The organism is Microcoleus pseudofavosus SVA1_A4, assembly GCF_036700565.1.
GTDB lineage: Bacteria > Cyanobacteriota > Cyanobacteriia > Cyanobacteriales > Microcoleaceae > Microcoleus.
In genome coordinates this window covers 18979-29979 of record NZ_JAUBPE010000086.1, presented here as the reverse complement: position 1 = coordinate 29979, position 11001 = coordinate 18979, and the positions used below count along the sequence as shown (strand labels likewise).

Sequence of the window (11001 nt, the reverse complement as noted above, 5' to 3'; positions counted from 1 at the left end):
CATAAAGTTGGTCAATAGCCTTCATAGCCTTGATTTCGCCTCTCGACAATTAATCCACCCTGCCTAGCCCCCCTTAAAAAGGGGGGGACAAGAACTTACTCAAAGTCCCCCTTCTTAAGGGGGATTTAGGGGGATCTCCGAGGAATAAATATTTTTAACTGAACCGTATTGACTACTAACCAACTGCCAACAGTCAACAGTCAACAGTCAACAGTCAACAGTCAACAGTCAACAGACTAATTTGGAGTAAATATCATGCTTTCACAGAATGGGAAAGAATTGTGCGCGGCTCCTGACGAAATAGGTGAAGTCTATGGGGGCGTAGCTACAAGGCAAGAAAACGAAGCCAGAATAAAAGACCGCTCTTTAGAAGTAGTTGAACGTCAAAATCGTTCTTCTCAAACTAATGAGTGTATCGATACTGCGAAGTTCCGGCAGCCTGATGCTGACAATTGGTCTACTTCTTTGCACTCGGTACTCGACCAGCCACCAGTATCTTTTCCCCAGCGGTTGATATTAGGAGGAATGGTTTTTTCTGTGGCTTTTGGAGCGTGGGCGACTTTGGGAAAAATCGATCGAGTCGGTCACGCTCAGGGCAAATTAGTTCCCAAAGGTGCTGTTTACAAAATTCACCCGACTGAGACGGGAAAAATTATTAACCTCGCTATCAAAGAAGGTCAAAAAATCAAAGCAGGACAATTATTGGCGGAATTAGACCCGTCCACTGCCGAGAGCGAGGTGGAGCGTCTCGATAAAATTCTGGACGCTTATCGGATTCAATTGGTGCAGGAGATTAGTTCGATCGAGAGAACTAGACTGGAAGCTGAAGCAAGCCAAGCTATAGCTGTTGCGGACAAGCGGGGGGCCGAAGCTGCGATCGCCCGTGCTCGCGCTTCAGCGGCCACCACGCAGTCTCAAATCGAGCAATTGCACGCAGATGTAGTGTCTCAGCAAGCGCGCAAACAACAGCTCAAACCTCTGGAAAAGCAGGCCCAAAATCTGTTGTCGCAACTGCAAATCGATGTCACGTCTCAACAGGCCAGGCAGGATCGCGTGAAACCGCTGCAAAATAAGAGTCAAGATTTGCTGACACAATTGCAAGCAAAAGTGGCCGCTCACAAAGAGCGGATAGGGCGGCTCAAACCTTTGGTAGATGAGGGAGCACTTTCAAAAGACGTATTGTTTCAAGCTGAAGAAGCTCTGCGGGAAAGCGAAAATGCCGTGATTAGAAGCCAGTTGGGGGAGAAAACTCAGGCTGACGATCGAGTATTTGAGGTCGAGCAAACCGTGCGCGACAGGCAAAGTGCTGCCATTCGGAGTCAACTGTCTGAGACAACTGTGGTTAAGGAAAAGCTGTTTGAAGTCGAGCAAGGTGTGCGCGATCGCATTAGTTCGATCGGCAAAATGCAAGGTCAATTAACAGAACAACTCGCAGAAGTCGATCGGCTCGAAGCAGAAGCCGCCAGCAAACAAGCCGCAGCCCGCCAAACGCAGTTAGAAAAAGAGCAAAAAATTCAGCAGTTGGAAATGGAATTAAATCAACTCAAATCCAAAATTGCCGAAACCCAAACCCAGCTCGCTCAAGCAAAAAATAAGCTCACACAAAGATTTCTCTACGCACCCGTCAGCGGAGTTATTTCGACTCTCAATGTCCACAACACCGGCGAAGTCGTGCAACCGGGTCAAACCATTGCAGAAATGACTCCGAATCAGGCTCCGCTAGTGCTGGAAGTCAGTTTGCCGAACCGAGAAGCAGGTTTTGTCAAAACCGGAATGCCGGTACAAGTCAAATTCGATGCTTTTCCCTATCAAAATTACGGCGTGATTCCGGGAAAAGTTGTATCGATTTCGCCGGATGCCAAAACTGACGAGCGATTGGGTGTTGTTTACCGGGTGGAAGTGAGTATCGATCGAGACTCGGTGACAGCTAACAATCAAACCTGGAAACTCAAAGCCGGTCAGACAGCTACTGCGGAAATTGTCATCCGCCAGCACTCCATAGCCGATATTTTGCTCGATCCCCTCAAGCAACTACAAAAAGGCGGCATGAGTTTGTAGAAATTAGTCATTAGTCATTAGTCATTAGTCATTAGTCATTAGTTATTAGTCATTAGTCATTAGTCATTAGTTATGAATCAGCCAGCAGTCAGCAGTCAACAGTCAACAGTCAACAGTCAACAGTCAACAGTCAGCAGTCAACAGTCAACAGTTAACTAATTTACGCAAAATAGGATAAAACTATGAATTCCCAATTTCACCATTCTGCCCATCATTCCCAAGTTGGAATCAAACCCGAACAATTGGATGAGATAATTGCAGCTATCCTGGCAGGAAAGTATTCTTGGGCTTGTTTTTTACTTTTGCGCTCCACGGGTTACAACCCTCTAGACTATATCCCTTACCGTACTTCCAACCGCTTGCTCAAGGAAAACAGCCAAATGAAGAAATCGGAAACTCAGCCGGCGCTGAGCAAAATTGCGGATTTAGATTATGTGGAAGTGGTGAGGGAAAAACGAGCCGGAGTTCGAGGGGGTTGTGGAATTCAGGTTTTTAGCGAGTTGCACTCAGATACCGCAGGTTTTGTAGCTGAAGTTGGGGGCGAAGGCTCAAATATCTCGGCGCCGACGGCGGATGTTCCCAATCAAGGATTTTTTGCTGGATTTAAGACGCGCTGGTTTAATTTTGCGGGCAGCGTGAATTAGTCTCACGACTGACAACCCGATCGCTAGCCTTGAGTGTACCTGTTTTTTGGTTGAAGGAGCTGCGGGCGATCGGGTTTTTCGGAGTTTTCTGCCAAAATGGCAACACAGTTGTGCGATCGTACTTGAAAATTTGTTAAGTGAGCAACGGCTAAAAAAACAGAATACCCAGATACCCGACTGCTTTAAGAAGTCGGGTATCTCACAGCGATTAGTTATCAATTGAGCCAAATACTAGAATCTTCCAGTCTCGTTAATAGACTATAAAACGAGGCTGCTTTTTGTATTTCAAAATACATCGATTTTCTGTAGCTTTTGAACAAAGAATTCACAAATATTCATGAATTTAACTTTACATTTTAATTTCCACAAATCTGCCAAATTGGCAACACAGCTCTAATTAGTCCAGATATATTAGGTACATCGAAAGCAAACAAGATTGCTTCGACCAAGCAGTAAACAAACAAGGGAAAAAGCCATGATTATCTCAGACCTGAACCACGTCGAAGTCGTTTCTGAAGAAACCAGCATTGTTGGCGGTTTTAACTTAGGCTATGACTCCTCGCACGTGTATTTCAACGAATATTTCAACCTGAACAAATACATCAGCTCCAATGTTTATGTCTACGGTCATGCGGCCACTGCTGAATCTGACGCTAAGGCATACGGTTCTGGCACTGTGACTCAGACATTCAACAAGACAGAGACGACACCTTACAGCTCTTCCTCTAGCGGCACTTCCATCTCAGCTACTTCTGGTTCTTACTACTACTGGTAGTAAGAATAGTGCAGACTAGCAGTCAGAAACTCAGCTATGTAAAGCAATGCAAGAATTGCTGGATCGATCTCTAGATAGGTAAGTCACAAATCCTTGCAAAACTTTACATAGCTGTTTTTAGACCAACATACTTAATGGCTTTGGCTGGCTCGCTTTCTAACATCAGTTAAGCAGCCACTAAAAATTGTTGCGGTGCAAAAAACATGATTATTGATGATTTAGATTATGTAGAGGCAGTTTTAGGAGCGAGCAAGCTTGTAGGTGCTGGTTATACACGCGCGACTGGTAGCGCTAACACTTTTGCCACCTATGGATTTGGCAGTGCTGATGCTAATGCTTTTGCTATTGGCAAAGATACCTCGACTCTGGCGAACACTTACACAAAGGTCTCTGTTAGTCCTTATACGGCTTTTACTGAAGCCTCAGCTACAGCTAACTCTTACGCTCGCACTGAAAACAGTTATTCTGTGTCCTGGAACGATAGTAAATCTTTGTTCATCTTTAGCAGTCCGCCCTAATGATTTGCGAGCGCGGTTGGGAGTTGAATTTGAAATGGTAATTTAAAAAAAGTAATTTTGAGGCTGTACTCACCCAATTTAAAACTGCTACAGTGCCGACCTGTGTAAGGTGGATTTCAAATTTTTAAAGGCGTTTTGATGATGATTGTGATGGCTAAATCAAATTTAATAAAAATTCAGCGGGACAGTCATACAGCTAAAAGGAGATAAATCGCGATGCCTTCCTTAGATTCATCTGAGCCCTTAAATAATATTGTTGGAAACAGCAATAGTTTAAACACCTTGAATTCGCTGGCGGCGAATAACCCTGGTGCGAGCAGCAGCAGTTCCAGCAAGTCTAGTTCCTTTGTAGATAGCAGCGGTGCGGGCAGTACCAGCAGCGCGACAGCCACTTCCCCGACGGGAAGCAGTACCAGCAGTGAGACTGCTTACGCTGCGGGGGCTACATCTAGCAGCGGCAGCGCGGCAGCGAGTGCTTCTACAGTCGCGCCCCCAACTACTAGCGCCACAGCTTCGGCTCCAGCAGCAGCGCCAGCACCGGCTCCGGCTCCAGCACCTACGCCTGCGCCTGCGCCTACACCTACACCTGCGCCTGCGCCTGCGCCTGCGCCTGCGCCTGCTCCGTTAGGAGACAGCAGCGGTGCGAACAGCAGTAGCAGCTCGACAGCGACTTCTCCGACAGGGAGCAGCAGCAGCACTCAGACAGCATCGGCTCCCGGCGGGACTTCTAGCAGTGCAAGCGCCTCAGCTAGCAGCGGTTCAAATACTTCCCCGACGGCTAGCGCCACTGCTTCTGCTCCTGCACCAGCCCCAACACCAGCACCAGCCCCAACACCAGCCCCAGCCCCAGCACCAACACCAGCACCAGCACCAGCCCCAACACCAGCCCCAGCACCAGCCCCAGCACCAGCCCCAACACCAGCCCCAGCACCAGCACCAGCACCAGCACCTGCTCCAGCCCCAGCACCAGCACCAGCACCAGCACCTGCTCCAGCACCAGCCGCGGCTGCTACAGACTCTGCACCGGCAATTAATATCACAGCGCCAACACCAACACCAACACCAGCGCCAACACCAACACCAGCGCCAACTCCAGCGCCTGCGCCAACACCAGCACCAGCGCCAACACCAGCACCAGCGCCAACACCAACACCAACTCCAACTCCAACACCGTCAAATAATGGCGGTGCGGCGCTTGATTCGGTGACTGGCGGCACTTCTAACAATTCAAGTTCCTCTAATTCCTCTCCAGACAGTACGGGTGCTGGCGGCGAGAGTGCGATAATTTCTGAGCCAACAGATAACAGTAACAGCAATAATTCGATCGAACTTCCTGCCAAAAATACCAACAACAGCAATGCTGTAACAACCCCGGCTCCAGAAGTTACCGCCCCAGAGAACAATCCTGCGGTATTAATTGTCACCTACGACAGCAACGGCGACGGATATTGGCGGGGTACCAGCGACAGCGATGTCATTACTTGCGGGAGTGAGCTCGATCGAATTTTTGCAGGAAGCGGCGATGATATTGTCAAAGGTAATAGAGGTAGCGATGCGATCGATGGAGGCGATGAAAACGACACCTTGCGAGGAGGAAAAGGTCAAGATTTGCTGATGGGCGGCAACGGCGACGATTTTCTTTGCGGCGACTTCGGCACGGATACACTGATTGGAGGTAGCGGCGCTGATACCTTTGCATTTAGACATGAGACAGCGAGTGGTGTGGCTAATCCATTTTTAGCCGATCGAGTCCTTGATTTCAATGCCGGTGAAGGCGATAAAATTGGGCTGACTGGGGGACTTTCAGCAGCAGATATTGCACTCGCTGCGTTTGATACTGACGGTGACGGTAGGGCCGACGCGACTCTGGTCAAGTTTAGTTCAAATAATGGCGATCGAATTTTAGCCGCTGTTTTGGGAACAGTTAACGCAGCGGGCGCAACAACTTTGAGCAATGCTGATATTATCGGTTTGCCAAATAATATCTTGTAGCTAACCGTTAACGCGAATTTTCCCGCAGTCAGCGTCGGGGGATAAAGTTAATAAAATTATATAGGTTGAGAGAGAAAGATGAAGGACTTTTCCCAGCCATTGATTGAAGCAAATCAAATCATCAAACTACTCAGACAAGAGCTGAAATTCAAGCAATTTTGTCAAAAGGTTTTGCAGAAAAAAGTTATTGACAAAGCAGCCCGGGAACGGGGGTTAACTGTGACTCCCGAAGAAATTCAAGCTGTGGGCGACCAACTCCGCCGCGAGAAGCGTCTGGAGAAAGCAGCGGATACCATTGCTTGGCTGGCAGATCAGATGGTTTCGGTAGAAGACTTAGAGGCCGGAATTTGCGATCGGCTCCTCGCCCAAAAACTAGCCGAACACTTGTTTAGCAAAGAAGTAGAAAAGAATTTTATTCAAAAGAAATTGCAATTTGACCAAATAATTCTTTATCAAATAGTTGTTACCAATCTCCCGCTTGCTAGAGAACTATTTTATCAAATTCAAGAAGGAGAAATCAGCTTTTTTGATGCCGCTCACCTTTACGACATTGACGAAAATCGGCGAGATTTATGCGGTTGCGAAGGCAAGGTTTATCGGTGGGGTTTAAAACCAGACATAGCCGTCGCCGTATTTAGCGCTAAACCCGGAGAAGTGATTCGTCCAATTGAAACAGAGCGAGGATATCACTTGTGCATGGTTGAAAAGTTTCTCCCTGCGGAATTAACCCCTGAACGCTATCAAGAAATATTGCACAATATGTTTAACGAATGGCTGCTTAACGAGGTCAACTATTTTGTGTACAATTGTAAAGTGTAAGTTGCACGCGGAGCACAGAGTAGTCTAATATCGTTTCCAGGTTAGTACATGGACTCCTACATATAGAGGTTCTGCGTAATTTCTGTAATTATTGTCGTTTAATCTTACAATTTGGATTTAACTCTATTACAAAAATCTACAAAATCACGAAAAGTAGTCAATTGCCCTGGCTTCTCTTCAATTCTTTTTAATAGCTGTTCCAAATAAAATGGCTTGAGTACATCTCCGGGTCTTGTTTTAGAATATGTGGTATTTTTAGCTTCAAATAACACTTTCAAATAAGCTCCATGAAACTGAGCATGGGTATTAAAATCTCGATATTTTCCCATGTTTTCAGGACAGTTAACTGAAACATCGTAATATTTAGTATAATCTAATAAAAATTGATTCTTAGGATGTATTAACTTTTGAGAATGTGTTGCATAAATATTGCGATTGCCCAGCAGCCAACTTTCCAAGCAGCGATTTTGAACAATTAGCACAAGTTCTGTATTTTTTAATACTAGCTTTTCCTGATTTAAAAAATCATAAATTTCTGCGTGCCTTTCACCAACAGTATTTTCCTCGGCATCAAGACACACGACAAAATAGTTGTATTTGCCGCTTAAGTTAATTTCCTCAATCGAAGGAGGAATAAAATCATATAATGAAGGATATCCTTCGCCACTAATCAAGTAATAATTTTTTTCATTCACATCATCGCAATTGTCAACTCGCTGCAATTCCGGTAAAAGATAAGCCAGCCATGCAGGATAAACTTTTCTCTCAGATTGCGTTCCTTCGACCAAAAAATACAGATTCATCAAACTTTAATTCCCTCGCTGTATTCTTCTAGATTAATCAGTTGCATAAAAGCTTGATGCCTTGATTTTCCCAAGTTCAAATCTTTAGCATCTATCACAGTTACAACCCCACCTTTGCGAGTGACTATTTTCCAGTGTTCCATCCCAATATTATTGATTATGTAGGGATGGTGGCTGGTTAGAATGAATTGAATATTTCTATTTTCCACAATCAAATCTGTCACCACATCGATACAGTTAATTCCCAAGCTGTTTTCAAACTCATCAATCAGGATTACAGTGCCTTCGGGCGACAAGTACAGTTCGCTAATATGAATTAGCGTTTTCAGCATTCCTGAAGAAATATTATTTTGGAAAATCCAATTTTTGACACCTTTTTCTTTGATTTGAATTGGAAAACTAATAAATGATGATTCCTCATCTTGTACTGGTTCTATTTTTATGTCTTCCACTTGAGGAAAAGCTTGTATAAATATGCCTTTTATTTTATGAAAAATATCTGAAAAAATGCGACAAATCAAAGCTAATTTGAGCTGGATCGGTATATCACTTTCCTTAATATCATCTAATAAAATATCATTTTTTTGTATCTTTGATATCATTGTATAGTTTATATCGTAATAATCTATTGAACTCGAATTATTGCTAGTTATTTTATTAAAAGCCTGGTGAACAGGTGAAATATCTTCTTCTTGATTTAAAATTTCAACTACGCTTTGGAACGGAGACAATTTGGGCGTTGTCTTGCCTTTAAATATAATTTCATTAGGTGTTCTTTGTACAACTGCATTTTCCTCTCTGAATAAATTTTCACTAACAATTCTAAATTCATCAGTTTCGCCGTCATCATTAAGAATGAAGGGCAGATTTTCTTTTGTTTCAAATTCGCCTTGCCAGCGGTACTCGACATTATTTAATGTCGCAAACGTAATGTCCCATCCTAAACCGTTTAATGAACCACCATTAGCTATCTGTTGTAAACTCAAAATTCCGTTCAAAATTTGTGTTTTGCCGACACCAGATACACCAACTAATAAAGCCAAGTTGGAAAAATAGATCGGTTCAAAACGCCACTCTCGTAAATTATCCCAAAAAGCTACTCTTTTAATTTTCATTTCCCTATCCTATCAATTATTAGCATTAATCATCCTACATCTGCGGTTAAAAACTGACATAATTTTGCCGCCACCAAGCGCGGACAAACTTAATCTCCTCAAACGTATAACGTTCTTCCAAAAACTCATAAATTGCTCTCAGTTTCTCATCCCCCATAACTTCAATTGCGTACACTATCGCCTGCTGGCGTTCCGGTTCCACCAACAAATTTATATCAACTTCCCTGCCCATCTCCATCAACTCTACCAGATGCCCAGAAATAGTATTAGGACTCATCCCCCGCGCATTCGCTATGCCTTGAACTGTCAAACCTTGTCGGTATAATTCCCAGGTTTGCATCTGGGAATAAGACACAACGTTGGAAAGATTGGGAAGATTAGCAACATCAGAAGATGCAGCATTAGTTGGCAATCCTTGTTCTTGACAAAAAGCGCGAATTGCCTCCAAGAAAACCTTGCCGTACTTATCTCGCTTGTTGCTACCAACACCGTAAACCTCCTCGAATTCGGTGAGATTTTGCGGGCGTTTTTCTGCCATGTCTCGCAAGCTTTTATCAGCAAAAACTACGTAAGGCGGCACAAATTGTTCGTCGGCAATTTGCTTGCGTAGCGTCCGCAGTATGGCAAATAAACCTTCGACTTCTACTGCCAAAGAACGAACTTTTCCCTGTATTTCTCGCTGCGGTTCAATGGCGATTTCAACTGTGCGCTGACGTTTCATGATTTCCCAACTTTTCTCGTTCAGTTTCAAAATTGGAAACCCATCTGTTCTTTCGTCTAACAAACCTTGATTTAACAGCGAACGGCTCAATTTTTTCCACTCGTCTGCACTTCTATCTTTGCCTATTCCGTAGGTAGAAAGTTGATTGTGCTGGTATTGCAATACTTTTTGACTTCTCGATCCGCGCAGCACGTCAATAATATGATTCATGCCGAACTTTTCTTGGCATCTCGCGACGCAAGAAAGAAATTTCATTGCCTCAAGCGTCCAGTCTTCTACGGGTTTTTTGTTGCAACAGTTATCGCAATTGCCACAATTTCCGGGAAATGAATCGCCGAAATAACTTAACTGAACTGTGCGGCGGCAATCGCTGGATTCTGCATAGTTAATTACTCGCCGTAACTGTTGGCGGGCAATTCGCTGTTCTTGCTGGTCGGGTTTTTGCTCGATGATGTATTCGATGGTTTTGACATCGCCGAATCCAAAAAATAAGGTGCAATGGGATAGTTCGTTATCTCTGCCAGCCCGGCCGGATTCTTGATAGTATCCTTCTAAATTCTTGGGCAAGTCGTAGTGAATGACAAACCGCACGTCGGGTTTGTTAATTCCCATGCCAAAGGCAACTGTTGCTACCATTACTTGCACGTCGTCGCGAATGAAGCGGGTTTGATTGGTTGTGCGATCGCCATCGTTCATGCCGGCGTGGTAAGGTAAGGCTTGGATGCCGCTTTGCTGCAATTTATAGGCAACTTCGTCAACTTTTTTGCGGCTGAGGCAATAGATAATTCCCGAACCGCCTTTTTTTTGGATGATTTGCAAAACTTCGGCAAAACTGTGCTTGCTTTTGGGGCGGACTTCGTAGTATAAATTGGGGCGGTTGAAGCTGGCGACGTGGATGTAGGGATTTCGCAGAGTTAGCTGCTGGATTATGTCTTGGCGGACGCGCTCAGTGGCGGTGGCAGTTAGTCCCATAATGGGAATGTCGGGATATCGATCGCGCACTCGCTGCATTTGCCTGTATTCTGGACGAAAGTCGTGTCCCCATTCCGAAACGCAGTGGGCTTCGTCGATCGCAAATGCCGAAATTCCTAACTTATTTGCTACTATATCTAAAAACGGTAAAAATCTCTCCCCCAGCAAGCGTTCTGGTGCAACGTAGAGCAATTTAATCTTACCTTCGAGAATCGCAGTTTCGCGCGATCGGGTTTCCTGACTGCTCAAAGTGCTGTTGAGAAAAGTCGCCCCAATCCCATTATCCTGCAAAGCTTCCACCTGGTCTTGCATTAGAGCAATTAACGGCGAAACAACCACAGTCAATCCCGGTTTCAACAAAGCCGGTAATTGAAAACACAAAGACTTGCCACCGCCAGTCGGCATGACAATCATCATATCCCGTTTTTGTAAAGCAGCTTCAACAATTTCCTGCTGCCCCGGGCGGAAAGAGTCATAGCCAAAAAAATGTTTGAGGGCTTGTTCGAGGGACAGCGGCACAGAAGATGTTGGCGGATTCGACCCTGACATTTGCAGTAGTTGGTTGTTGACTTCTACACTATTCT

12 protein-coding genes are annotated in these 11001 nt (G+C 44.8%); 6 read left to right on the top strand and 6 right to left on the bottom strand.

The window, feature by feature from the left end; all coding sequences use genetic code 11:
* Positions 1-255 precede the first annotated feature (255 nt).
* From QUA02_RS28045 to QUA02_RS28030, 4 genes are all read left to right on the top strand, one after another.
* Complete coding sequence (locus QUA02_RS28045; protein ID WP_333032723.1) at positions 256-2058, top strand: beta-barrel domain-containing protein; 1803 nt, start codon at positions 256-258, stop codon at positions 2056-2058.
* 182 nt (positions 2059-2240) lie between these two features.
* Positions 2241-2702, top strand: coding sequence for a HetP family heterocyst commitment protein (locus tag QUA02_RS28040; RefSeq protein WP_333032722.1), 462 nt, complete (start codon positions 2241-2243; stop codon positions 2700-2702).
* A gap of 475 nt (positions 2703-3177) precedes the next feature.
* Positions 3178-3477, top strand: a complete 300-nt coding sequence (locus tag QUA02_RS28035; RefSeq protein ID WP_333032721.1) for a hypothetical protein — start codon at positions 3178-3180, stop codon at positions 3475-3477.
* A 203-nt stretch (positions 3478-3680) separates the two neighbouring features.
* A complete protein-coding gene (locus tag QUA02_RS28030) occupies positions 3681-3995 on the top strand; it encodes a hypothetical protein (protein ID WP_333032720.1) in 315 nt (104 codons plus the stop codon).
* A gap of 188 nt (positions 3996-4183) precedes the next feature.
* Here QUA02_RS28030 and QUA02_RS28025 read toward each other — a convergent pair whose 3' ends face one another.
* From QUA02_RS28025 to QUA02_RS28015, 3 genes are read right to left on the bottom strand one after another with little or no spacing between them, the layout of a single operon-like run.
* Entirely contained in the window at positions 4184-4387 is a 204-nt protein-coding gene (locus QUA02_RS28025) for a hypothetical protein (protein ID WP_333032718.1), read from the bottom strand.
* Between the two features lie 36 nt (positions 4388-4423).
* On the bottom strand, positions 4424-4693 hold the full coding sequence (locus tag QUA02_RS28020; protein ID WP_333032717.1) for a hypothetical protein: 270 nt from the start codon (positions 4691-4693) through the stop codon (positions 4424-4426).
* Positions 4694-5212: a hypothetical protein gene (locus QUA02_RS28015; protein WP_333032716.1), complete on the bottom strand. Its 519-nt coding sequence runs from the start codon at positions 5210-5212 to the stop codon at positions 4694-4696. It abuts the gene before it with no gap.
* On the opposite strand from QUA02_RS28015, the gene QUA02_RS28010 reads away from it, so the two are divergent.
* A complete protein-coding gene (locus tag QUA02_RS28010; RefSeq protein ID WP_333032715.1) occupies positions 5199-5987 on the top strand; it encodes a calcium-binding protein in 789 nt (262 codons plus the stop codon). The two genes, QUA02_RS28015 and QUA02_RS28010, sit on opposite strands and share 14 nt — an antisense overlap.
* 78 nt (positions 5988-6065) lie before the next feature.
* Positions 6066-6806, top strand: a complete 741-nt coding sequence (locus tag QUA02_RS28005; protein WP_333032714.1) for a peptidylprolyl isomerase — start codon at positions 6066-6068, stop codon at positions 6804-6806.
* Positions 6807-6910: 104 nt separating this feature from the next.
* On the opposite strand, the gene QUA02_RS28000 is transcribed toward QUA02_RS28005, so the two are convergent.
* The 3 genes from QUA02_RS28000 to recQ are packed head-to-tail and all read right to left on the bottom strand — an operon-like array spanning position 6911 to position 10966.
* Positions 6911-7609 (bottom strand): hypothetical protein, encoded by a 699-nt coding sequence (locus tag QUA02_RS28000; RefSeq protein WP_333032711.1) that lies wholly within the window; start codon positions 7607-7609, stop codon positions 6911-6913.
* Positions 7609-8724 carry an AAA family ATPase gene (locus tag QUA02_RS27995; protein ID WP_333032709.1) on the bottom strand — a complete coding sequence of 372 codons (1116 nt, stop codon included), beginning with the start codon at positions 8722-8724 and terminating at the stop codon, positions 7609-7611. The genes QUA02_RS28000 and QUA02_RS27995 overlap by 1 nt, the downstream gene beginning before the upstream one ends.
* A 46-nt stretch (positions 8725-8770) precedes the next feature.
* Positions 8771-10966 carry a DNA helicase RecQ gene (gene recQ, locus QUA02_RS27990; RefSeq protein ID WP_333032706.1) on the bottom strand — a complete coding sequence of 732 codons (2196 nt, stop codon included), beginning with the start codon at positions 10964-10966 and terminating at the stop codon, positions 8771-8773.
* Between the last annotated feature and the right edge of the window lie 35 nt (positions 10967-11001).

What these genes read in the sequence shown, in the direction of transcription:
- QUA02_RS28045 (WP_333032723.1), top strand. Translation starts at nt 256, where the DNA reads ATGCTTTCACAGAATGGGAAAGAATTGTGCGCGGCTCCTGACGAAATA.
- QUA02_RS28040 (WP_333032722.1), top strand. Translation starts at nt 2,241, where the DNA reads ATGAATTCCCAATTTCACCATTCTGCCCATCATTCCCAAGTTGGAATC.
- QUA02_RS28035 (WP_333032721.1), top strand. Translation starts at nt 3,178, where the DNA reads ATGATTATCTCAGACCTGAACCACGTCGAAGTCGTTTCTGAAGAAACC.
- QUA02_RS28030 (WP_333032720.1), top strand. Translation starts at nt 3,681, where the DNA reads ATGATTATTGATGATTTAGATTATGTAGAGGCAGTTTTAGGAGCGAGC.
- QUA02_RS28005 (WP_333032714.1), top strand. Translation starts at nt 6,066, where the DNA reads ATGAAGGACTTTTCCCAGCCATTGATTGAAGCAAATCAAATCATCAAA.
- QUA02_RS28000 (WP_333032711.1), bottom strand. Translation starts at nt 7,609, where the DNA reads ATGAATCTGTATTTTTTGGTCGAAGGAACGCAATCTGAGAGAAAAGTT.
- QUA02_RS27995 (WP_333032709.1), bottom strand. Translation starts at nt 8,724, where the DNA reads ATGAAAATTAAAAGAGTAGCTTTTTGGGATAATTTACGAGAGTGGCGT.
- recQ (WP_333032706.1), bottom strand. Translation starts at nt 10,966, where the DNA reads ATGTCAGGGTCGAATCCGCCAACATCTTCTGTGCCGCTGTCCCTCGAA.